18 protein-coding genes, 1 tRNA gene and 1 pseudogene are annotated in these 22405 nt (G+C 58.6%); 8 read left to right on the top strand and 12 right to left on the bottom strand.

Annotated features, from left to right (window positions below; translation table 11 throughout):
• The first annotated feature begins 274 nt into the window (after positions 1-274).
• The 5 genes from K3F49_RS34635 (at position 275) to K3F49_RS34615 (ending at position 4710) form a co-directional block, all read left to right on the top strand.
• Positions 275-706, top strand: coding sequence for a phasin (locus K3F49_RS34635; RefSeq protein ID WP_234685342.1), 432 nt, complete (start codon positions 275-277; stop codon positions 704-706).
• A 198-nt stretch (positions 707-904) separates the two neighbouring features.
• A tRNA-His gene (locus tag K3F49_RS34630) sits at positions 905-981 on the top strand.
• Positions 982-1639: 658 nt separating this feature from the next.
• On the top strand, positions 1640-2032 hold the full coding sequence (locus tag K3F49_RS39760) for a hypothetical protein (RefSeq protein WP_234685341.1): 393 nt from the start codon (positions 1640-1642) through the stop codon (positions 2030-2032).
• A 918-nt stretch (positions 2033-2950) separates the two neighbouring features.
• Positions 2951-3337, top strand: coding sequence for a cupin domain-containing protein (locus K3F49_RS34620; protein WP_234685340.1), 387 nt, complete (start codon positions 2951-2953; stop codon positions 3335-3337).
• Between the two features lie 464 nt (positions 3338-3801).
• Positions 3802-4710 carry a heme-binding protein gene (locus K3F49_RS34615; protein ID WP_234685339.1) on the top strand — a complete coding sequence of 303 codons (909 nt, stop codon included), beginning with the start codon at positions 3802-3804 and terminating at the stop codon, positions 4708-4710.
• 537 nt (positions 4711-5247) lie between these two features.
• Here K3F49_RS34615 and K3F49_RS34610 read toward each other — a convergent pair.
• Positions 5248-5741: pseudogene (locus K3F49_RS34610) on the bottom strand (tyrosine-type recombinase/integrase).
• 303 nt (positions 5742-6044) lie between these two features.
• Here K3F49_RS34610 and K3F49_RS34605 point away from each other — a divergent pair.
• Positions 6045-6314 carry a hypothetical protein gene (locus K3F49_RS34605; RefSeq protein WP_234685338.1) on the top strand — a complete coding sequence of 90 codons (270 nt, stop codon included), beginning with the start codon at positions 6045-6047 and terminating at the stop codon, positions 6312-6314.
• A 396-nt stretch (positions 6315-6710) separates the two neighbouring features.
• Here the strand turns inward: K3F49_RS34605 and K3F49_RS34600 are convergent, their stop codons facing one another.
• The 3 genes from K3F49_RS34600 to K3F49_RS34590 form a co-directional block, all read right to left on the bottom strand.
• The gene (locus K3F49_RS34600) at positions 6711-6950 is read right to left on the bottom strand and encodes a hypothetical protein (protein ID WP_234685337.1); all 240 of its coding nucleotides are present in this window, start codon (positions 6948-6950) and stop codon (positions 6711-6713) included.
• Positions 6951-7427: 477 nt separating this feature from the next.
• Entirely contained in the window at positions 7428-7640 is a 213-nt protein-coding gene (locus K3F49_RS34595) for a cold-shock protein (RefSeq protein ID WP_234685336.1), read from the bottom strand.
• A gap of 1089 nt (positions 7641-8729) precedes the next feature.
• Complete coding sequence (locus K3F49_RS34590) at positions 8730-8972, bottom strand: hypothetical protein (protein WP_234685335.1); 243 nt, start codon at positions 8970-8972, stop codon at positions 8730-8732.
• A 1325-nt stretch (positions 8973-10297) separates the two neighbouring features.
• On the opposite strand from K3F49_RS34590, the gene K3F49_RS34585 reads away from it, so the two are divergent.
• Positions 10298-12661, top strand: a complete 2364-nt coding sequence (locus tag K3F49_RS34585; RefSeq protein ID WP_234685334.1) for a hybrid sensor histidine kinase/response regulator — start codon at positions 10298-10300, stop codon at positions 12659-12661.
• A gap of 244 nt (positions 12662-12905) precedes the next feature.
• On the opposite strand, the gene K3F49_RS34580 is transcribed toward K3F49_RS34585, so the two are convergent.
• From K3F49_RS34580 to K3F49_RS34560, 5 genes are all read right to left on the bottom strand, one after another.
• A complete protein-coding gene (locus K3F49_RS34580) occupies positions 12906-13490 on the bottom strand; it encodes an acetate and sugar kinases/Hsc70/actin family protein (RefSeq protein WP_234685333.1) in 585 nt (194 codons plus the stop codon).
• An 8-nt stretch (positions 13491-13498) separates the two neighbouring features.
• A complete protein-coding gene (locus K3F49_RS34575) occupies positions 13499-14506 on the bottom strand; it encodes an ABC transporter permease (RefSeq protein WP_234685332.1) in 1008 nt (335 codons plus the stop codon).
• The gene (locus tag K3F49_RS34570) at positions 14503-15507 is read right to left on the bottom strand and encodes an ABC transporter permease (protein ID WP_234685331.1); all 1005 of its coding nucleotides are present in this window, start codon (positions 15505-15507) and stop codon (positions 14503-14505) included. The genes K3F49_RS34575 and K3F49_RS34570 overlap by 4 nt, the downstream gene beginning before the upstream one ends.
• Positions 15500-16984 (bottom strand): sugar ABC transporter ATP-binding protein, encoded by a 1485-nt coding sequence (locus K3F49_RS34565; protein WP_234685330.1) that lies wholly within the window; start codon positions 16982-16984, stop codon positions 15500-15502. The genes K3F49_RS34570 and K3F49_RS34565 overlap by 8 nt, the downstream gene beginning before the upstream one ends.
• Before the next feature lie 106 nt (positions 16985-17090).
• Complete coding sequence (locus K3F49_RS34560) at positions 17091-18092, bottom strand: autoinducer 2 ABC transporter substrate-binding protein (protein ID WP_234685329.1); 1002 nt, start codon at positions 18090-18092, stop codon at positions 17091-17093.
• Positions 18093-19198: 1106 nt separating this feature from the next.
• Here K3F49_RS34560 and K3F49_RS34555 point away from each other — a divergent pair.
• Positions 19199-20224 (top strand): aldo/keto reductase, encoded by a 1026-nt coding sequence (locus K3F49_RS34555; protein ID WP_234685328.1) that lies wholly within the window; start codon positions 19199-19201, stop codon positions 20222-20224.
• Positions 20225-20595: 371 nt separating this feature from the next.
• On the opposite strand, the gene K3F49_RS34550 is transcribed toward K3F49_RS34555, so the two are convergent.
• The 3 genes from K3F49_RS34550 to K3F49_RS34540 form a co-directional block, all read right to left on the bottom strand.
• On the bottom strand, positions 20596-21120 hold the full coding sequence (locus tag K3F49_RS34550) for a DUF72 domain-containing protein (RefSeq protein ID WP_234685327.1): 525 nt from the start codon (positions 21118-21120) through the stop codon (positions 20596-20598).
• Positions 21121-21297: 177 nt separating this feature from the next.
• On the bottom strand, positions 21298-21726 hold the full coding sequence (locus K3F49_RS34545; protein WP_346657387.1) for a cell envelope biogenesis protein TolA: 429 nt from the start codon (positions 21724-21726) through the stop codon (positions 21298-21300).
• A 367-nt stretch (positions 21727-22093) separates the two neighbouring features.
• Positions 22094-22351, bottom strand: coding sequence for a hypothetical protein (locus tag K3F49_RS34540; protein ID WP_234685326.1), 258 nt, complete (start codon positions 22349-22351; stop codon positions 22094-22096).
• Between the last annotated feature and the right edge of the window lie 54 nt (positions 22352-22405).

The raw sequence follows: 22405 nt of genomic DNA, 5'->3' as shown, positions 1-22405 counted from the left end.
GGCGTGCGTCGCACCCTCAACCCCCGGTTCCCCACCCCGGGAACCTCACCCTCGCCGAGATTAAATTTTGTGCCGCACCCCCGGATCACATTGCGGTGCACAATGTTGACATGTTAGGCAGCGATACTACTGGGCGCTGGACGAGCCATCTCGTTTGTTCTGCGTTTTCCAGTCTTTCGTACCCGCCAATCGTCAAGAAGAAATGGCCCCCGGTTGGGTCGGCGGGCGCGCCAGAAGGCTCACTCCATTTTTTCATTATCGTGAGGGACCAACCATGACAGGTGCGACTGATCCGTTTTCTGCCTCGATCATTCCGTTCGAGGTTCCCGAGCAGGTGCGCGCGTTCGCCGAAAAGGGCGTTTCGCAGGCCCGCGAGAACTACGCCAAGTTCAAGGACGCCGCCGAGACCCACAACGGCACCATCGAGGCCGTGTTCGCTTCCGCCCAGAAGGGCGCGAACGAGTACACCGCCAAGCTGATGGAATTCGCCAAGGCCAACTCCACGGCCCATCTGGACTTCACCCAGGAGCTGCTCGGCGTGAAGTCGCCGACCGATGCCTTCCAGCTCTGGACCGGCCACGCCAAGACCCAGCTCGAGACCTTCCAGGCCCAGGCCAAGGAGCTGGCCGAGATCGCCCAGCGCGCCGCCAGCGCGACCGCCGAGCCGATCAAGGCCTCCGCCTCGAGGTTCTACCCGGCCGCCTGAGCGGATTAGGCGGATCGATCGAGTTCGCGAAACCCGGGCCGCGAGGCCCGGGTTTTGTTCTGTAAATTACGTTGCTTCAGTCGGCGATTTCGGGGTTTTGCGGCCTTGCCAAAGGAGGCCGTTGCACCTAGTTTCCGCCCCGTCCAGCCCCCTCGGTGACCGGCCTGTTCAAGGCGCCCCCGGGCGGCTCGCAAGGATGCAGTTGTAGCTCAGTTGGTTAGAGCGCCTGTCTGTGGAACAGGAGGTCGGTGGTTCGAGCCCACCCAACTGTACCAACGAAATCAAGCAGTTATGGCTAATCAACGAAATCCGAAAGCTGCCTTAGCTACCATATAGCTACCGTGACAACCTGCTAATGCTTGGTCCTCAGCGGGTCCGCTTGCTTGACCAACCGTTGCCAACAGCTCTTCAGGTAATCGTCGCAGATTTGTTCCTCCTGCAGTGGTAGCTCTTTGCCCGCGGCCATCGGTGGCGCTCGGGTCACTTGCCGACCGTGGCCATGCGCGTGCCTGACGCATTTCTCATTCTGATATGTCATCGCGGACGCCCATGGGTTGTTTTTGGGGACCCGCGAAAGTGGGGCTTGCAGGCGCACAAACCCGACGGCACTCTTAAATTTATCAGGCAGGGTTTGGCGTGTAATGGCGTCGGGGCGGGGGCTACAAACCAAGATATTGCGACGCGCCCGGTCACCCGGCGAATACGCGGTAAGCATACGTAAATGGATAGCCGATGACTACGTTCGCCCGCATAGCCGGGGCTTTACTTTGCCTGCAACAGGCCCTTTCAGCGGAATTTAGAAAGTCGTCTAGAGGCCCGAGCGCACCCGATCTGATCGAGATGGCGGGCGAACTCATCCAGGGCGATGAGGCTAGCCTCCTCAATCGCACCGAGGCGTGCCAACACTGCGGCCAGCCAAGAATGAGCTAACGGATGATTTCGATTGGCTTCAATGCTACGGCGCAACCAACCTACCGCTTCTCCGTATGCGCCAAGGTGAAACTTGGCCATTCCGACAATCATCAGCCAAATATACGAACGGGTATCGCGAGGAGACAGCCGAAGAGCCTCCTGCATGGCCGCTTCGGTCTCCGCTGCACGGCCGATGTATACCTTGGCGAGACCGATCTAAGCGTGAGCATGAGCCAAATTGCGATCCAAAGCCAGCGCCCGTTCGCATTCAGCAATACCCTGGGGCATGCGGTTCGTAAGAACTTGAACGACGCCCAATCGCAAATGCGCCAATGCGTGCTGAGGGGCAAGCGACAAGACCTCATTTATAGTCGTCTCAGCCATCGCAAGGTGCGGAGCTGGATCGTCAGTTAACATCGCGGCGACCGCTGCCTCATCCAGACCTGCGCGGCCGACCAGCGCATCGACGCACCCCGGGGCCGCCTCGCCCTGGGCCCCGTCCCGAGTCCATCCTGACCGAGTTTTGCTTGCGGGCGACAAAGCTGATCTCACCAATCCGTTCAGGCGGTGAACGACGGCGCGCGCCTGTTCACGCTGGCGGGCCTACGTGCCAAAAAGAAGAGCGGTCTGTCCGGATCGCAATCTACGTCTAAAAAACTTCCCGCCGGCTCCCCGGTCGGCGGGTTTTCTTTTGCTCAGCTCGTTGGCAGCGCTTGGTCAGATCTCGGCTACGGTTGCCAGCTGCACGTTCGCTTTGGCGGACCGCCTGAAGATTTTTGGCCAAAACATGAGCCAACTAGGTCGTTGCCAACGGAAATCAACATGACGTTTTGGCCCTTCATGCCATTTTTTTTGCATTCCACTTGGGAGGGCTGAATGTGGCGGCCTTTTGCACTCATCATCTGAAGTGTTTTTTGCACAACGCCGGTAGGGCAATCAGCTAAGGCGGCAGTTGAAGAAATGGTGAATGCCAATAATAGGAATGTCAGTAAGCGAGTGCTTCCCATTCTACTCCCCAAAAGGTTTTGGCGACGGCGTTATACAACCATGACACTGGGAGGTAGTCGAGCGGTTGTCGCGCGTCACCTTGACGGCAAAGCCATCGAGCTTATCAGCCACGTCCGCGGGATCGTCGGTTCGATTGCAGGCCGATAGCCGACTCTGTCCCAAAGTGCCGTCTGGCCTAAGTGGGCCTGCCGGATCGACCCTGCCGGAGGAAAACCTAGCACGATTGGTGCATCGCAAAACAGATAAGCCTTGAGGTGTGCGCCATTCGGCAGCCTAATCGGACGTCTGCGAAGCGCAAATTTTTTGCAAATGGGGAGGATACTAATGAGGTTGTTGCTCGGAATCCTGCTCGCCTCAGTTTTCACGTTCGCGGCAAGCGCTCAAGACTCGCCATTTCGGAAGGAGCTAAAGCGAGCCGATTTGACCGGCACAAATATGGAAGTCATCACGAGTATTTCCGAGATTAAACCCGGCGACACCTCAACGCTACACATACATCATGGAGAGGAGTCATTCTACGTATTGGAAGGGGCCATCATCGAGCTTCCAGACGGCAAGCAAGTGCCTTTTCCAGCCGGTCTCGCTTCCATGAATGTCCGAGACGTACCGCACGGCGCTTTCAAGGTCATCGGCGATAAGACCTCAAAGCTCCTGACGGTGCACATTGTCGACAAGGATAAGCCGCTCTACGACAAACCGTCGTCTAAGTAGAATCATTGTCCCGCGAGCACTCATCGCCTCTGTGGATGGGCGACCTGCCTGTTTACAAGCCTTGAATGCACACATCGCTGACGCAGGCGAGCATCTATGCTCGCCTGTGGCCCTTAGCTGGCCATATCGCGCCGCACTCCGACCGTCAATTTTGACCCGTTTCGAACTTGGTGAAGTATCTCCAGTGAACTTCTTCACGATAACCCAGACCTAACAATTGGACGCTCCGAATCGTTGGGTCACTGTCCCTGTCCCTTACGTGCCAGCGGAAGAGACGAGGCGATCGACGAGCGACAAGTGTTCGTCGTCTCACATACATCGTACTTTCAATTGATTGCGCGGCCCCGGATAAATTGTCTTCGATGGGGATCCCTGGAAAAGCACCGCATCTCTCGGAGTAGCGCAGGCACGATGGGGCTGCGCCATCCCTAATCATTCACCCATCGCACCAGAGGAGCAGCACAGTGAACGTCAAGCGACAAATCCTTTCATGTTCGATCAGCGCTCTCGTGACAATGGTGACTGCGCCGGCCTTTGCGGATTGCTCCGCTCTGCCGGACTTTTCACAACTTCGTTCGGCGCTTGTCAGCGCCATCACGCCGGCGGCCGGTGCGAACGGCGGCCTTGGCTTCCACATGTGGGGCACATTGGTCGCCAATGACGGCACCGTCTGTGCTGTCGCGTTCTCGGGCGGTCAGGGCACCTCGCAGTGGCTCGGAAGCCGCGTGATTTCCGCGCAAAAAGCAAACACTGCAAATGATTTCAGTGTTGGTCACAACGCCACACCTCCCGGCAGCCTGTTTCCAACTGGGCTTGCTTTGTCGACCGCCAACCTGTTCACCGCCGTACAGCCAGGTGGCAGCCTCTACGGATTGCAGCATAGCAACCCAGTCGATACGGCAGCTGCCTACGGCAACCGTCCACCGTTTTCCGGAAACGGTATCACCACAGCAAACTTCAACCCGGGCCCGTCCAGCGGTTCATCATTTGGCACGCCGAATGATCCGATGGTCGGGCAGCGTATCGGAGGCGTAAACGTGTTCGGCGGCGGCCTCGCGCTCTACCGTAACGGAGCCAAGGTCGGCGGGGTGGGCGTCAGCGGCGACACCTCCTGCACCGATCACATGGTGGCTTGGCGGGTCCGAAATGCCCTGGGGCTCGATCAACTTCAAGGCGTCAAGGGCGTGGCGGATGCGGCCCATCCCGACAACATCATCTTCGACATCACCGCGAACGCTGACGGCACCGGCGGTACGGGACAGGCGCCCAACGGACAGGGCGGCGTCGGACATAGCGCAGGTGGCTTTGGTCATCCGAAGTGCCTTAACAATCCTTCGGACGCCGCCGTGGCTGGTCTGCCGCCTGTGAAATGAACGGTTGTATCGCGCGAGAAGCACAGGGCTGCTTCTCGCGCATGCCGCCGCGCAGGCCGTGATCTGCGGTACGTCTGGCCGGGTGTAAGTCGTGAAGTTGAATCTTGAGGTGTCCTAATTAGTTCGGGCAGCTCTCCCTTGCGAAGCTTACCCGCTAAGCATTAGCTTACCCAGTGCCTGACAAAGCAGGAGGCCGTGATGGGGTATCTTCTGTTTTCTGTGATGGTCTTCGCGTCACTGTTGATCGTCGATTACATTGCGCGCAAACGGGGTTGGAATCGGGACCGGTGGGGGTTGGCGGCTTTAACGCTCGGACCACTTGCTATTCCACTAGTTTACTTGGTGGACGCGGCTAGCGCCCTCAAAAAGATGATGATCAATGCCAAGAGGCACTAGAAACGCGAGAGCATCGTTCTACTTGAGCATGTAAGGCCGCCTCGATAGAGGCCTCGTTCGTTACAGCCCAGGTTGACTTCCGTTGTTGGCCCGGAGCCGTCTGTGAGGGCAGCGCAGAGCACGTCTGCTCTGCCCCCAAAGTCAGACGTCAACTTGTTCCGCTATCGCGAGGGCGTCGTCGACCTCAAGCCTAGATATCGAACGGTGCTATCGATCTTGGTATGCCCGAGAAGGAGCTGTACGGCTCGCAGGTTGCCAGTTCGGCGATAGATCAAGGTCGCCTTGGTCCGGCGAAGGGAATGCGTCCCGAACAGGTGCGGGTCCCGTCCGATATCAGCGATCCAGTGAGACAGAAGTCGGGCATACTGGCGGGTCGTCATATGCCCACTCCGCCGCCGGCCAGTGAACAAATATTCTCCTGACTTCTTGCCAGTAAGCCGCAGGTAGTCGTCGATTGCCTGCCGGGTCGATTCCGTCAGTTCAAATTTGACTGGCCGGCCGGTCTTCTTTTGTCGGACCGTCGGGCGGTCGGCGGCATATCCGCCCGGCGCAAGGTCATCGACTTTCAAGGCTACGACATCGCAGCCGCGCAGCTTGCTATCGACGACGACGTTGAACAGCGCCAGATCGCGCATTCGGCCTTCGACCTGGAGCTTGGTTCGGATTGACCAGACGTGCTTCGGGCGGAGCGGCGGCTTTGCGCCGACGATCTTCCCCTTGTTCCAAGACTTCGAGATGATGGGCCAATGGGCGCTCTACGCCTTGGGAAGCGTTCGGTGCGGCTAATCTGGATCCGCTCAACAACCAGGTGTTCCAGCTCTATGACCTGAACGCTGACTTCAGCCAGGCCGACGACATTGCCGCGAAGCATCCGGACAAGGTAAAGGAAATTCATCGCTGAGGCCAAGAAGTACCAGGTCTTCCCGCTTGATGCGTCGGTGGCAGCGCGCATTGTTGCGCCTCGGCCGAACATCACCGCGGGGCGCAGCGAGTTCGTCTACACCCGGCTGATGGTCGGCCTGCCGCAGGGGGATTCACCGCTGCTGCTCAATGCTTCCTACACGGTCACAGCTGACGTTGACGTACCGCAGGGCGGAGCGGAGGGCATGATCCTTACCTGCCCTCTGGTGGCCGCCTATCTCACGTCGAGCTGGGTGAGTTCTTGCGTCACGGAAGTGGGCCCGAACAGCAAGCATTGTTGCGGTTGATCGGAACGCTGGTCGAGGTACCACGCTTTTGCGTAGCAGGGCTCGCGCTCTCAGGACATTTTCGCAATCGATCAACCGCTGGAGGTCACTGAAGGTATGAAAGCTGATCTTCCGTAACGACTCGCTCGATCTTCTCGGTCTTGCACTTGATGCGGTACCTAACCCGTCCATCGGACTCGATGGGCATATGCTGTACGATCGTGTAAATCGCCGGCCGTTCAGTTCCGGTCCGTCCTTGTGGCCCTTGGGGTTGGTGGCGAACGTCTTCATTGAGCTTATACGCATAGGACATGTGTTTACCTCGCGGTTGCGGCTGCTCCAGCGGGACTGGAATGCATCCTGTTGCTTCTGGATCGGACGCGCTCACGTGCGGACCATTTTGCCTTGGCGGGTTCGTTAATCCTCGAGTATGGATTTTGTCGCGTCGAATATTTGTTCCGCTGTGCCCTTGATTGTGCCCTTCGCCCACGCCTGAAAGACGGCGACGTAGGCGTTCCTGTAAGCATCTTCATCCGCAGAAAAGTACACTTCGTCTGTGGCGGTATCCAAGACGAGCGCTCCTTTATCGATGCAGATTTCCTCGACTAAGACCAGGCGCTCTTCCTGCTCGGCCAGATGCCGCTTTACAATACTCATTAGATTTCCTGCTTTGCGCTTAACCACGTATGTCGAATGCACGGCCGCCCAATACACGGACGAATCGTTTCTTAAAGAGGTTGAACAGGCCGCATCGGGCCGAGGCAGCGGAAAGGCATCCCCGGTAGCGGGAGGCTCCCGCAGTCCGTAACTATCGCTCGTAGTTTGGCTCTTCGAACAGCCATTGCTGCTTTTCGCCAGGGATTGAACTACGAGTCAGCCGTCCAGCGATCGAGGCCGCCGCCAGTCCCAACGTCGCTTGAGTTAGCTTGGCGGACGCAGTCCAGAACAGATTGTCGGCTCTTCCCTCGGTGATTACGCACGATGATTTTGACCCGAAGCCACCGACGAGCTTACTTATGTATCGCTTTGACTGGCTTCCATCAAAAACCCCGCTCCCAATGATTTGGGAACGGGGCATGACCACAAGCTCTGCCAGTACATCCGTGGCGAGAGCGACAGGTCTGTCGTGCTTACTTAAGCAGCAGCACGAAGATTTTCGGCGGCGGACTTGCCCGTACGACGGTCTGCGACGACGTCATAAGACACCGTCTGACCTTCGCTGAGAGTGCCCATGCCGGCGCGTTCGACCGCGCTGATATGAACAAAAACGTCGTTGCTGCCGTTTGTCGGCTGGATAAAGCCGAAGCCCTTTTGGGTGTTAAACCACTTCACTGTGCCTGTGTTCATCAGGTCGTCCTTTCGCATACGCGCAGGATCTGGCGCGCGGAGTTGCGGCCAGTTCCGGTTAGTCGATGTTGGAGAATGTCTGAAACGTGCGCGCCGTCAGGAGCTGAGGCGAAAGCGGAACAGTTGTTCGGCCAGTATCGATGTTCGAGACAATACACGAGCAATTGAAAGACTTCAATAAGAAAGCCAGCGGTGCTTTTCATCACGGGTGGTGGTTTGTTCCGAACCTGGTGATTGATTGGGAACGACCTTGGGTGCTCGGAATATAACGACTCTCGCCTGCAAGGCGTCGAGCGGGGCCGGCGGCTCGAAATGCTTCAGCGAGCTTCACTTTTTACGCACTTTCCTGCATAGTTCGGCATGGCAAAAGTTAAATTGAGTTTCAAACCAGTCCGTAACTCTGAAGGCGACTGGGCTATCATCGCCGAGTACCCAGGCGCAGAACCCCGAGAAATCATGGGTTTCACAAGCAAGACCGAAATTGACCATTGGATGAATGGAGAGCGTCGGATCGCGTGGCTCCGATGGTTACGCGAAGTGACTTGATGACTCCTTCTTCCAACTATCTTTGCGAGGCGATACGGCCCTAATCAATGAGTGCAAGGATCTAATAATGACCGAACGGAAACGCTCCGCTCAGCAGCAGGTAGCCGACGAGGCGGACCGCAAGGCGCAAAACCCAAACGGAGCGCGACAAACGATTGCGGACAGTCAGGCCGATCCAGAGTTCCAAGAAAACCACAGACGTCTCAGAGCGGAGCGGTTAGCGCGAGAGGTCGAGGGCGAGGCCGGCAGGTGAGGCGTCTTGAACTTCCATTGAGGGATGTTCTTCCCCTTGGTGCTCGATCAGCGTTTATCCGCCGTTTGTCTGTCGGCTTTCTTCTCAAGCTCATCGATTCTGTCGAGTGCGCTGCTTAAGAGCTCGCCCAACACCAGCAGTGTTGAGTAGAGCTGCTGCGACATACCGGGTGTCGCAGCATGTATTACTCGCTTTATTTCCTCTCGCATTGCCATGGCTATTCTCGCAGTGCCTTCGTGATCGGAGCTAAGATAGACGTCGCGGCCCTGGAACTCAGGTGCAAGTCGATGTTATTTGCGGCGTTCCTGCTCAATCCGGTTGGCAGCCGCAAGCTTGCCCTCGATGTACTGCTTTAGATCACCGACCTCTTTTTCAATGGCCTCTCGCGTAATGTTTTGATTCTTGGCCCCGTCAACGAGGCGCTCAACCAATACGTCCACGCTTTGTGAAGCGCCCGGTGTCCCGTATTGCTCCGCAGCGTGAACGCTATTCTCGATCCAAAAATCAATGTACTCGCGTGTCTTCGTTAGCATGTGAAGTCTCTGCCAGTACCGAATTGAGCTTCTCTGTGGAGCGTAACCACATGCAAAGTTGGGAGCAAGGCGGACACCCCACACAGCGGTTTCAGGCTGTTCCCAGCCTCAGCGGCCTAGTTCGATTTTCGCAGTGGCCTGCTTCGCCTTTTTGGCGCATAAATGTGCATGCTCGATTCTCATAACCGATCCTGTCGGTGTGGCGCGGTCTATAGGCGAACCGAGGCGATGGCCCCGAATCGGCAGATTGCCAGCTTCGAGTGCTCGATCTGCGGCGCGACCATAGAATCGTGGAATACCGCTTGGGTGCCCACCTATAGGTTGATTGCCGGCCCCGTCCGACTGCCCGAAATTAGCAACTAGCGACACGCTGCGGCATTAGCCGGTGATGGCAGAGTCGTTCGGCAATTCGTTCGCTATCGTTGAGGTGGACCTCGGACGACGGGCCCCAGCGAAGGAAGCAGTTGTGGCTAGCGTTAGCCAAACCTAGTCAGGCGATGGCGCTGGTCCTCGCGGCCGTTACCGAAGGCTGGACGGCGGAAGTTGTGCCAGCGGTTCTCACTGAAAAGCAGCAAGCGATGTTCGAGGAACGAACCCGGCGACATTTACAGGATCGATGCGGAGTAACGCCGTCCAGAAGGACGGCGTCTTTCTCGCGGGCGACGTCTGAAAATGGCCCATCGCGTCAGTTGGCGCAGTGCTGCGACATGTCCGGTGCCGGGGATGGACAGGAAGTCCCGAATTCAGGTGCAGACCGACGCGATTGGTAGAGTCGAGATGTGGCGCGGTGGCCTTAGGCTGCACATATCTGTTTCCGCCTCTTTCGTCTGGCGGTGCCTTAGTGGTGCAGCCGTGACTCCGTTTCCACATCCCTCTCGTCGAACCGGACAGGCAGATCTCCCGCATCCGGCTCTCGGACAAGACCTCACGCCTCACCCGCGCCTGGTCGCGACCAAGCGGTTAGACGTACGAGCCCGAAGTGCCCGTAAAGGTGCGAGAGTGGATCGGTCCCGCCCCTGCGTCGCCTGACCTTGTGCTTGCTGCGTAACCACCTGCGTACCCGAAGCGGACATTGAACCCCGATAGCAAGCTGGTTTGGCGGGAACGTTCCGCGGGCCTCTCGGAAGAGTCGATCGCCTTTGCGGTAGTGGATAAGAAATCGGGCTTGGCGCGAGGCAATGTGGCCCGACTGTTCGGGAGGGTTGAGGGCCACTCCGTGGTGGTTCAGTCCAGCTTCCGAAATCCCGGTTTAATGGAACCGGATTGGTTAAGTGGCGTTTCAGTAGACTGCGTCCCAACCCAACTGGGGCTGGGATAGGATTCGTATGGAAACGCCAAACCTCCTTGATGCCGCTCAGACCAACGACGGCCGCTACCGGCTTCTCGTCGAAGCGATTACTGATTACGCGATCTACATGTTAGATCGCGAGGGTCGCGTGACTAGTTGGAACCCAGGCGCTACGCGCTTCAAGGGCTACGAGGCGGATGAAATTATCGGTCGTCATTTCTCGACGTTTTACACCGACGCCGAGCGGTCGCAGAACGTTCCTGCTCAAGCGCTGGAGGAGGCCGAGCGCACCGGCCGCTTCGAGCGCGAAGGCTGGCGTGTCCTCAAAGACGGAACGCAGTTTTGGGCCCATGTTGTCATCGACGCGATCCGCTCGCCTGAGGGGGAACTTGTCGGCTTCGCCAAAATCACTCGTGACTTGACCGAGCGAAGGGCCGCCGAGGCAAAACTTCGCGAAAGCGAAGAACAGTTCCGACTGCTGGTTCAAAGCGTTACCGATTACGCCATCTACATGCTGGATGTGAAAGGCCACGTGGCAAGCTGGAACGCCGGTGCGCAGCGCATCAAAGGCTATACTCCCGAAGAAATCATTGGCAGACATTTCTCCAACTTCTACACGGAAGCCGACCGCGCCGCCGGGCTTCCGCGTACCGGCCTGGAGACGGCGGCCCGCGTCGGGCGATGGGAGAACCAAGGTCAACGGGTCCGAAAGGACGGCACTGCGTTCTGGGCGCACGTCGTGATGGATGCCATTCGGGATGACGACGGCAAGCTCGTCGGCTTCGCCAAGGTGACGCGGGATATCACCGAACGCCGCGAGGCGGAAGCTGCGCTCCAAGTGGCGCAGGCGACCATGATCCGATCGCAGAAGCTGGAGGCGATCGGGCAACTCACCGGCGGCGTCGCTCATGACTTCAACAACTTGCTGCAGGTCATCAGCGGAAACCTGCAACTGCTGAGCAAGGATATCGCCGGCAATGCCCGTGCCGAGATGCGGGTCCAAAGCGCTCTTGGAGGTGTTGCCCGCGGTTCGAAACTTGCCTCCCAGTTGCTTGCCTTTGCGAGGCGACAGCCGCTGGAACCAAAAGTGGTGAACGTCGGCCGTCTTATCAAAGGCATGGATGAGATGCTTCGTCGCGCCCTGGGTGGGGAAATCGAGGTTGAAACGGTAGTCGCGGGTGGGCTGTGGAATAGCCTCATCGACCCGGATCAACTGGAAAATGCGGTATTGAACCTCGCGATCAACGCCCGCGACGCGATGGACGGCGAAGGTCGACTGACGATTGAAGCTAGCAACGCCTTCCTCGATGACGAATATGTCCGGCAGCATGAGGAATTGTCCGCGGGACAATACGTGATGATCGCGGTGACCGATACGGGCACCGGCATTCCGCCGGACATCCTGGAACGGGTCTATGAGCCGTTCTTCACAACTAAGGCGGAGGACAAGGGCACGGGCCTGGGCCTCGCCATGGTTTACGGCTTCCTCAAGCAGTCCGGCGGACATGTCAAAATCTACAGTGAGGTAGGTGCCGGAACCACAGTGAAGCTTTACTTCCCGCGAGAGGTGGCGAGCGAAGATACTCTGGTCGGTTCTCCGTCCGGCGAGATCAAAGGCGGGGAGGAAACTGTCCTCGTGGTTGAAGATGACGATGAGGTTCGCGAGGTCGCGGTCTCGATGCTCACCGAGCTCGGCTATCGCGTGGTCAAGGCGCGGGATGCGGCGAGCGCACTCGTCGTCGTCGATAGCGGCATCCCGATAGACTTAATCTTCACCGACGTCATGATGCCTGGCATGCTGCGCAGCCCAGACTTGGCGCGAAAAGCCAAGGAACGATTGCCCGACGTCGCGGTCCTGTTCACATCCGGCTATACTCAGAACGCCATCGTGCACGGCGGGCGGCTTGATCCTGGGGTAGAGCTTCTAGCCAAACCCTATACACGCGAGGCGCTTGCCCGAAAAATCAGACACGTGTTGGCCAATCAAGCTCAAAGGCGCGGCGCACGGGGATCGCAACACTTGGCCAGCGAAAAGACTTTCAAGAACGCGACCGTGTTGCTAGTTGAAGACGACGACCTCACCCGCCTTACGACGACGGAGATGCTGAACGATATCGCATGCAAGGTAAAAGAGGCCAGCACGGCTCAAGAAGCCCTGAAGATTCTGGATGAGCAGCCCGTGGACATCTTACTTACTGATGTCGGCCTCCCTGGAGTTTCCGGTCTGCAGCTCGCAAGGGACGTCTACGTGCGCCGGCCCGGTCTACGCCTAGTTCTCGCGACAGGTGACAGTGGGGTGCAATCTGAAGCCGCGCGATTGGGCGCGATATTGCTCGTGAAGCCTTACACCCCGCAGTCTCTTCGCCAACGTTTAGAACTTGCGATGAAGAAGCGTCGTTGAATCTTGGGTCGCGTTTGATGAAGTGTTCGGAAGAGTGCAATGTGATAAGCGCCAAAGCTTGACTCCCATCTGCGTTCAACAACTACCCGCACATAATGATTTCAAAGTCCGCGCTGATTCTGGTTGGGGTCAGCCTTTGGCGCCGATGACGCAAACGCCGCGCCGAATTACAGAGAGGCCGTCAGTACCTGGAGGGTTGAGCGGCGGACTTCCGGCAAACTTTGTACTATTCGGACTAGCGTTATTATCGTTTTGATGGTCGCAGCCGATGAATGAGGGGAGAGCGAATATGGCTCTGAGCCGCGAACTGCGAGATTTCACTGGCGGCACGTCCGCCAAGCCGCAAGGCGAAAAACTGCGCGGTGGTCAGATAGGTCTTTGCGCGGGCGAATTCGACGGGATATGCGCTTTCCTGCCAGAGCAGCTGCTTTCCGAGCCGCATCGCGCCTCCGAATCCGCAAAACACCTCATCGTAGCCGGGCGCGATCCGGGCATAGGCTTCATCGATTGCCGGCGGAGAGACCGCATCATAGTCCATCATCGGCAGCACTGGCGTGTCACCGTCGACGAGAACCGCGCCGCATCCATGCGCGGCCACGATCACGGCGCCAATGGCGTGGCGTGGCGTTGAGACACGACGGCAAGGGTATCGAGAAGCCAGCCTTCTAACCCCGGCAAGATCATAGGCAAGATACGAACCTTGAGTTATCGGCACATTCGGAACCGCGTGTGTTTCGAGCGGCCATCCCTCCTCGGTCGCCACTAGCAGTTTCAGACTGGTCTTGCCAATGTCGAGAACCGCGATTGGCGTCGAGACGACCGAGCTCATCATCGCTGCTACCGTTGCACTTTACCAGCAAAACGAGGAACCGCCGCGACGGCAATCAAGATTCCACCCCAGATCGCCAACGTGAGGAATTGACTGAGGTTCAGAAGGTTGAATGCCGAGGAGATCACCTGAAGGATGATCAGTGCAAGCAATAGCCCGCCGACTTTGCCGAAGCCACCAAACGGATCGATGCCGCCGAGGACGGCCGCAAGTATGGTGACCAGCAAATAGCTCTCGCCGTAAGCCGCGTTGGCCGAGTTGAAACGTGCCAACATGACCACCGCTGCCACGCCCGCGAGCAGGCTGGAAAAGACGTAGAGTTTGAGGAGGACGGCGCGGGTGTTGACCCCGGAGTAGCGGGTCGCTTTCTCGTTCGAGCCGATCATGTAGACCTTTGCCCCGAATGGCGTCATATTCAGCATGAGCGCGACGGGTAACGCGCAGAACGCAAGTACGATTAGAGCAAAGGGTACCCCGAAAACCGTTCCATTTCCGATGAATACAATGGGCTCCGGAAATCCCGAGATAACGTTACCGTGCGACAGGCCGATCGCGAGGCCCTTGCAGAGCGTCATCGTGCCGAGCGTGGCCAGGATCGGCGAAACGCCGAGATACGCGATGACAAAACCATTGAGGAGGCCGACCAACGCGGCCACTGCAAATCCTGCAGTGATCGCCAGCACCTGAATGCCGACCCAGGCAAGACCTTGACTGCCCGGGATGTAGCGCGTCAGCAGGAAGGCAATGGTCAGTCCTGACAGATTGGCGGTCGCGATGATGGAAAGATTGAGCCCGCCGGATAGCAATGCCAGCATCATCGCAAGTGAGAGGATGCCGAGTTCCGGCATCTGGAAAGCCATGGATTGCAGCGTGTTGACCGAGAAGAACCGGTCGCCGATCGTGATCGCGAACACCGCCCAGAGCGCGAGTAACAGCAGGAGGAGGGTGGCGACCGTGCCGCTGCCGGCGAGGCCGACCATACGCCGACCAAGTGAGAGGGTGGGCGCGTTGCTCATCGGCGCGCGCCCCGGGTTCGCCGCTCTCGCTGCGACCAGGCGGTCGCCGAGACCGAAATAAGAATGACCAAACCGACGAAAAACGGCGACCAATATGACGAAATACCCAGCAAGATGATTCCATTTTGGAGCACGGCTAGCAGTGTCAGGCCTAAGAACGTGCCAAGAACGGTGCCGGTGCCTCCCATCAGGCTGGCGCCGCCAATCACGACGGCGGCGACCACATCGAGTTCCTTGCCGACGAGCACTGTTGGGGCAACAGACTGCGCGAGTTGTGCCTGGATCAGGGAGGCGATTCCGGCCATGACACCCATGTAGCAATAGACCAATATGTTGAGGCCAAAAATGTGGAAGCCAAGCCGTTGCGCGGCATCGGCATTGCCTCCCAAGGCATAGATTTGCCGGCCGATATTGGTTCGGTTGAGCAGGAGCCAGGTGACGAGAAACGCCAGCGCGAGCGCGAGGATCTGCAGGTTCACACCGTACGAGCTATCCTTGCCCCATTCGAATTCGAACCAGAATATCCCGGCCGCAAACCAGTCGGGCAAAGAATAGATGTATTTGCCGCCGGTGAAGAAGATCAGAAGCCCATAGAAGATGTTCAGCGTTGCCACCGAAACGATGATCGATGGTATTCGAAATTTCTGGATGAAAATCGCGTTTAAGGCACCGAGCGCACCGCCAATGCCAATCGCGATGGCAAAGACGCCGATCCAGTTCGCGCCGTAAGCATTGGCAATCGAGAGTGTGATATATTGCGCCACCGACGCGGTCGCGGTGAATGAGATGTCGATTCCGCCGGCGATCAGCACGACCAGTAATCCGAGCGCCAGGATGCCGACGAATGCGTAGGAGGTCAGCAGGTCAAACAGATTCTGCATGGTCAGGAATTGGGCATTCGCGAAACCCAAGCTGGCGCAGAGCCCGAGGATTACTATCAGCAGCCAGAACTCATGGCTGCGACGAAACCTGCCGAATGATGCAATGTGCGATTCAGGCATTGACGGCCAGCCGAAGCGCATCTTCGGAAGTGGCTGCGGCAGCCACGTCTGTCGTCAAACGACCTTCCCGCATCACCAGAACGCGATGACTATGATAAAGGACTTCGGGGATTTCGTCCGATATCATCAACACCGCGACGCCGTCGTGCGCCAACCGCCGGATAATTTCGTAAATGCCGTCCTTAGCGCTGATGTCGACGCCCACCGTGGGACTATCGAGGATAAGCACCCGCGGGTTGGTCGCCATCCATTTGGCGAGCACGACCCGCTGCTGATTGCCCCCGGAGAGTGTCTTCACCGCGTTGGCCGGGTTGGAGACCTTGATCCCGAGTTCAGCAACCCACCGGGCGACATGGGTTTGTCGCGCGCGTGCTGCAATCAGGCCGAACGCGCTAGCCAGGCGTTCCAGCACCGTAAGCGTCACGTTCGCCGTGACGGACTGATTCAGGATGAGACCAAGCGTAAGCCGATCTTCGGATACATAGGCGATCCCTCGATGGATCGCCTCTGCATTTGTGCGGAGCGCGATCGGCCGCCCGTCAAGCACGATGGTGCCACGATCTGGCGGCTTCATGCCGAACAGCGACAACGCGAGTTCGGTTCGACCTGAGCCGAGTAGACCGGTGAGACCCACCACTTCCCCCGCGCGCAACCGCAAACTTACGTCCTCATACTCACCCTCGCGGCCTAGCCCCTCAACTTCCAGGACGACCGGGCCGGCGGCAAGCTCAGGCGCCTGCACCTGATACTCGAAAGACTTACCGGTCATTAGGTGGCTGAGTTTCCGCCCGTCGATTGTGTCTGCAGCAAAGGTACCGACTTTGGCGCCATCCCGCAGTACGGTTACGCGTTCGGCGATTTCAAGTACCTCGTCGAGGCGGTGGCTAACGAAAACGACACAGATGCCCGCACGCTTTAGTTCGCTCACGAGCTCGATCAGGGCATTCACTTCGTGGCGAGTCAATGATGCAGTCGGCTCATCCATAATCAGGAGTTTGGCATCCGCAGCCAGGGCCCGGCAGATCGCAATCAGCTGGCGTCCGGCAATGCTGAGTTCTGAGACTTTTGTGTCCGGGTCGAACTCAACGCCAATCTTTGCCATCGTGGCCTTCGCAATGGCGCGCATCGCGGCCCAGTTCACCGAATGGAGACCGCCCAGATGGTGGGCCATCGCGATGTTCTCGGCGACGGTGAGGTTGGGGAATAGCGAAAGGTCCTGGTAGATGACCTGAATGCCGCAATGCGTGGAGTAGACCGGGTTTAGTTTGGGATATTCTTTGCCGGAAATTGCGATCCGGCCGCCAGGCTCCGCTGCCTCGACGCCCGAAATGATCTTGATCAGGGTAGACTTGCCGGAGCCGTTTTCGCCGACCAGGCAATGCACCTCGCCGACTTCCAGAGTCAGATCGATGTTGCGAAGCGCGTGCACGCCGCCGAAGCGCTTCGATATGCCGGACATCTCCAGGAAAGTCGCCAAAGGTTCGCCTGCGATGGTTCGATCGTGCGATCACTCGACTGGTACTGCATCCCCGACCCGTGAGAGCCGGGAATGCAGCGCGATGAGGCGCTAAACCGGTCTCGGCCTAGAGTCCTCCGGCGATCAACCCGTCGATGGTTTCCTTGTTGATGCGCATGATCTTGTCCACCTTGATCTGCTTTCCTGCGACGTCGACGGCTGCCTTGCCAAGACCGGGTACATCGACGCCATCCGTGATCGGCTTGCCATCCAGCACGAGTTTAGCCACGGCGACCATGGCGTAACCCGCATCGGTGGGATTCCAAAGAAAGCCTTCGCGGATCGTATCATCTGCGATAAGCGACTTCGCTTGGCTCGGCAGCACGGTGCCGACCACCGCGATCTTCTTGCCAAGGCGTTGCTGACGTACGGCATTTCCGGCTCCGATTGGTCCGTTCGAACCGAAGCCGAGAATACCACGCAGGTTCGGATAGGCCTTGATCACGTCGAGCGTCGTGCGTTGGCTGGTGTCGATCTCGTCGGCGCCGGGGAAGCGATCGGCGACGAGCTTCATTTTCGGAAAATTTTTCTGCTGGTAGGCAATCGCGGCATCTGCCCATTTGTTGTGAAGCGGCGTCGTAAGAGTCCCGACATAGACGACATAATCACCCTCGCCGCCCATGTCCTTGGCGAGACGTTCCATCTGAACCTCGCCGAAGCGAACGGAGTCTATCAATTCCACATTCCAGTCGCGGCCTTCCTGTTCCGGCCCCTCATGCGTGATGACCTTGATTCCGGCGGCTTGGGCGCGCTTCAGCACGGGCTCGCAGACTTTTACATCAAGCGGCACCAAGCCGATCACGTTGACCTTCTTTGCGATCAGATCCTCAAGGAGCTTTACTTGCTGTGCCGGATCGACGTTCGCCGGGCCAACCATAGTGGCATTAATGCTGAAATCCTTCGCACCCTTCTGGATTCCCTTTTCAAGTGCGTTGAACCACGGAATTCCAGCGATCTTCACGACCGTGACCATTTCCTTTTGGGCTTGCGCAAAGGCAAGGCCCGGGAAACCGGCACCGGCCAACGCGGACGTAGCACCGATCAGCTTGAGTGTCTGGCGTCTGTCCATTGTTCCCTCCCAGGAAACTATTTTGAATTCTGCACCCTTGACCAATCGCTGGGTGGGGCAGTCGATCCTGTTCTTGCTTGGGGCAGAAAGTATTGCCTGTCCACCGCAGGACCTCGAAGCAGATTAGAGACCGGCGCTCCAGAAGGTGTCAAGCAAGCGACATGTTCGCGAACCGCCACCGCAGTGCGATACCTGATCTCGCCTTTGAGCTGCTGAGTGAGGACCTGCGAGCGACCGGCGGTCCTACAGCCATAGATCTGCGAAGAAACGCCACGCTATCCGCCGGTAGAAAGTAAATAGTCCCAGCCTCTGGAAATTCAGCTTCAGCAAGCGGGGCTCGGTCGGCTTCGCACCGCGATAGCAGTTTTCCCTGGGTATCATTTTTTGGTCACGGGTTTGGGTGCGATCATGAAGGCCGGCTATGGCCACCTTCGCCGCTGCACAATCCCTTGCCGGGCACGCACATCTGATTGTCATTGCTCCGCTTCTGCTTCCCGCAATTGTCATGACGCTTCGTCTGGCGGGCCCGGCTTGCTCCGACCCGCTGCTGTCGTCGGTGAGTGCTCCGGCAGGTCCCAAGGTAGTCTCCCGGCCCCGGCGCCGACCCGTCTGCTTTAAGCCATGGTCGTCCGAGACCAAGTTCTTTTGAGTGGCCCAAGAAGGCAGGTCCCCTAAGGGATCGCGCTAATCAATGGTTTCGTCGGCAATACCTGGCGTATCCAGATGGTGAAGACTTCTAAGGCTTTCTCCGACCGGCCGGCGAAACGGACTGCCTTGCTCGGCGTCGTATCGGCGGAGGCCACGCATGATGACCGACAGCCGCCTCTCGCGATCGTCGTATTGCCGTTCGAGTTGAAGCTAGGCGATCAGGCGTGCAAAGCGCGTCGCGCGTGACTTAGGGAAGCATCGTTCCGTGTTGTCGCAGGTCGTGGAACACCCAGCGTGTCGGTTTCTTCTATCCTTAACGGCCCGATGGTATGAGCTGAACTGCCTTGCAAAGGGGCGCATTCTTCGCGTTGACACGTGACGGCAAATACATACCCTGCGCGTCGCTGCCAATGAAACCAGCGCGCGATTGAGACGCGGAAAAGGGAGAGCAATCCACCATGGTTTCGCAATCAGCGTTACCCCGCCGTACACTTGGCCGAGCCGGGTTAGAAGTCTCCATCCTCGGGTTCGGAACCGCACCGCTCGGCGATCTCTTTCTCGAGCTCGACGACCAGACTGCAGTTGCCGCAGCAAGCCGCGCCTTCGAACTCGGCATCAATCTGCTCGATACATCACCGCACTATGGCAACGGCCTCTCGGAGCATCGCTGCGGAACGGCGCTTCGGCGTGTGCCGCGAAAGGATGTGGTGCTTTGCACCAAAATCGGCCGCTGGATGGACCCGTTTCACCAGCCGGAGACCCGGTCCGGATTTGTTGGAGGGCAGCCGCACCGAGCCGTCGTCGACTATTCCTATGATGGCACCATGCGCTCGGTCGAGCAGTCGCTGTTGCGTCTAGGCACCGACCGGATCGACTTGCTGCTGATCCATGATGTCGATGTGTGGACCCACGGCAAGGACGCGATCGAGGACCGATTTCGCGAAGCGATGTCCGGCGCCTATGTAGCGCTCGACAAACTTCGTTCCGAAGGTGTGGTCGCGGGTATCGGGATCGGCGTCAACGAGGCCGAGATGTGCGTGCGCTTCGCGCAGGCCGGATCCTTCGAGGTGATGCTGCTTGCCGGGCGCTATTCGCTGCTAGAGCAGCCGGCCCTCGAGGAGTTCATGCCGCTGGCGCTAAAGCAGGGCATCGCGGTGTTGCTCGGCGGCGTATTCAATTCGGGGATTCTGGCGACGGGCGCCACCAAGGGTGCCAAGTACAATTATCAGGACGCGCCGCCGCAGATCGTTTCGAAGGTTGCCGAAATCCAGCGTATCTGCGCAGCTCACGGCGTTGCGCTACCAACGGCTGCTCTGCATTTCGCGCTCGGTCATCCCGCGGTCGCGAGCGTGGTGCTGGGGGCGCATAATGCGCAGGAGGTCGAGCGCAACGTGGCAGCGCTGAGCGCCACGGTGCCAACCGCGCTCTGGAGCGATCTCAAGGCCGCGCGCCTGCTGGCATCGGAAGCGCCTGTTCCGAGATAAGCGCATGAATACGCTTGACTGGTTCTAGCCCGAGATTCGTATTACCTCTCTGCGCGGGAGGGGTGGACCGCAACGACCGCCGTGGATGATCTCACTATATGGCTCGCCGCTACTTTGCGGTACGTCGTTGAACCACTGAGCATGGGCAATTCAAGGAAGATGCCGACGATGACGAGAGGCGCGATTGCAGCCGTGGACGGCGCGGCCACCGACAACTGGTTCAATTCTTCGCCAGTCTGACTTGCGACCATCGCCGGCAGCGTCTTCACGTCGGTGCTGGTGAGAAATGATCATCACTGCGGACGCGCTGACGCACAGCACTAATAAGCTTTGGTCGCAAATGGAGTCAGTTTGCGGACTGCGGTCGTCTTTCAGTTGAAGACGCTCGGTGGGAGCTGGAACGGAAAGCAGCCCATCTGCTCACCGAGAATATCCGCGATGACTCCAAAATCACGGATCAGCGTCTTCGTGCCTTTGAACTTTTTGACGTGGGTGATGAGTTCGCAGACCTTTACGGTGTAGATGACATCCTTGCCGCCCGGCTGGCGGCGCCAGGCCTGAACATCCGCGACGGTCGGCCATGAGTAAAATGACGCGTTGATCTCGACGGTGTCGAATGCCGACGCGTAGAGCGAGAACCAGTTAGCCTGCGGCACCGACGCGTAAAAGGAATCCCGCCATTTCCAGTAACGCCAACCGGAACAGCCTACGAAGATTGTCTTCTCTAAATCAGGCGGTGGCGGAAGACCCTCGCTCTCCATCTTGAGCCTCACGCGGTGCATCTTCGCCGCGCGCAGGATGTTATTCTCGCGCTGCTTTTCGCGGCGAAGCCGGCGCCGTTCGCGTCTTTCCTCCAGCGTCAGTTGTTTGATGGGGGCAGGAGATGAGGAAGGCACCGGTCAGTCCTTCGCTTTCCGCAAATTGCGTTCGAGGCGCTTTCTAAGCTCGCGCCAGCGCTCGTCTTCTGCCTCGGCGCGGCTCTGCGCGGCCTCAAGATCGTTCGCTATGGCGTCAGCTCTTTCCTCGTGATCGGCTTCTGCCTCAAGAAGCGCCGCCTGGGCCTTCTCAATTGCTTAGTTGCGTTTCTCGCGGGCCCTGGCAGCTTCGGCCTCTTCCTTCGCGCGGCGCGCTTTCCGTGCGCGCTCCTCCTTCTCATATCTGGCCGCGGCCTTGCGTTCGGCTTTCTCATCATGCGTTTTCGGCGGAGCTTTCCTCCCGGGTCTTTCCTTCTTTCGCGGTGGTCCGTCGAGCGATGCGGCGGATGGCAACTCCGCGTGCTCCTTAAAGGCGGAGCTTGATCCGACGGGTAGCTGCAGCACGACACCGGGCTTTGCCATGGCGGCGGCGATCACCGTCTCGTCCTCCGCGTCTTTCGCGAATCCCTGGTGGAAGAGGTTGCTGGCCGCGCCACATGCTTCGAGCGCGGCCTTCATCGAGAGGGCTGCAATGGCTAGATCGAAAAATCCCTGGGAAGTCTGATAGACCTTGAGCTTGCGCGGCACTCCGGTCCAATGGATCGCATCAGGGCTTTGTTCCGGCGCCGGAACGTTTTGGTTCCGAAATTGGACCCGGCGAGCGACATCGGGGTTGGGTCGCCGACCGCGTCCTTTGACGCAGGGAGAGTGCCATGATCCTCGAAAGCTTTGATCCCCGATCCTGACAAATATGGAAGCTGCTCTCGACCGCATATGCGATAGCCGGCCCGATTGCCGGGGCCACGAGTTCCGGTCGTTATTGCGGACAGCCTCGTGCGCTGCGCCAAAAAGGGTAAGACGACCATCGGCGCTTTGACGGAAGCAGGCGAGGCCGCTCTCGCCGGCCGGTCGATCGCGGACGTAAAGCAGGCGTGAGGGACCGTACGCTGACGCCTTATGCTGCGCGGGCTTCCTTGCCGGCGCGCGGCAGCCAACGCCATACGCCGAGAACGTTGATCACAAGCAGGACGGCGTTCTGGACGACAAGCGAGGTTTTTGCCTCAAGCACGCCATCCGCGCTCCAGAAGATGGATGCCGTTATGAAGATCGCGAATGTCCACACAGTGATCCGTGCGGTGAGGTTCGCTGCGACCTTGGCGGCCGCGATAATCGTTATGGCCGCTGCCGCCGCCCTCAATATTTCAAGACCCATAATGTCCTGCAGTAAATAAGGGGCCGCACGCGGGGAGCGCGCGGCCGGGGACCG

The organism is Bradyrhizobium monzae (assembly GCF_021458635.1).
GTDB lineage: Bacteria > Pseudomonadota > Alphaproteobacteria > Rhizobiales > Xanthobacteraceae > Bradyrhizobium.
The sequence above is the reverse complement of the archived record's forward strand: the minus strand, read 5'-3'. Positions and strand labels throughout refer to the sequence as shown.

Bases quoted from the DNA above. Each gene is read 5' to 3' on its own strand.
- K3F49_RS34585 (WP_234685334.1), top strand. From the start codon at position 10,298: ATGGAAACGCCAAACCTCCTTGATGCCGCTCAGACCAACGACGGCCGC.
- K3F49_RS34575 (WP_234685332.1), bottom strand. From the start codon at position 14,506: ATGAGCAACGCGCCCACCCTCTCACTTGGTCGGCGTATGGTCGGCCTC.
- K3F49_RS34635 (WP_234685342.1), top strand. From the start codon at position 275: ATGACAGGTGCGACTGATCCGTTTTCTGCCTCGATCATTCCGTTCGAG.
- K3F49_RS34555 (WP_234685328.1), top strand. From the start codon at position 19,199: ATGGTTTCGCAATCAGCGTTACCCCGCCGTACACTTGGCCGAGCCGGG.
- K3F49_RS34540 (WP_234685326.1), bottom strand. From the start codon at position 22,351: ATGGGTCTTGAAATATTGAGGGCGGCGGCAGCGGCCATAACGATTATC.
- K3F49_RS34620 (WP_234685340.1), top strand. From the start codon at position 2,951: ATGAGGTTGTTGCTCGGAATCCTGCTCGCCTCAGTTTTCACGTTCGCG.
- K3F49_RS34570 (WP_234685331.1), bottom strand. From the start codon at position 15,507: ATGCCTGAATCGCACATTGCATCATTCGGCAGGTTTCGTCGCAGCCAT.
- K3F49_RS34595 (WP_234685336.1), bottom strand. From the start codon at position 7,640: ATGAACACAGGCACAGTGAAGTGGTTTAACACCCAAAAGGGCTTCGGC.
- K3F49_RS34580 (WP_234685333.1), bottom strand. From the start codon at position 13,490: ATGAGCTCGGTCGTCTCGACGCCAATCGCGGTTCTCGACATTGGCAAG.
- K3F49_RS34590 (WP_234685335.1), bottom strand. From the start codon at position 8,972: ATGCTAACGAAGACACGCGAGTACATTGATTTTTGGATCGAGAATAGC.
- K3F49_RS39760 (WP_234685341.1), top strand. From the start codon at position 1,640: ATGATTTCGATTGGCTTCAATGCTACGGCGCAACCAACCTACCGCTTC.
- K3F49_RS34600 (WP_234685337.1), bottom strand. From the start codon at position 6,950: ATGAGTATTGTAAAGCGGCATCTGGCCGAGCAGGAAGAGCGCCTGGTC.
- K3F49_RS34560 (WP_234685329.1), bottom strand. From the start codon at position 18,092: ATGGACAGACGCCAGACACTCAAGCTGATCGGTGCTACGTCCGCGTTG.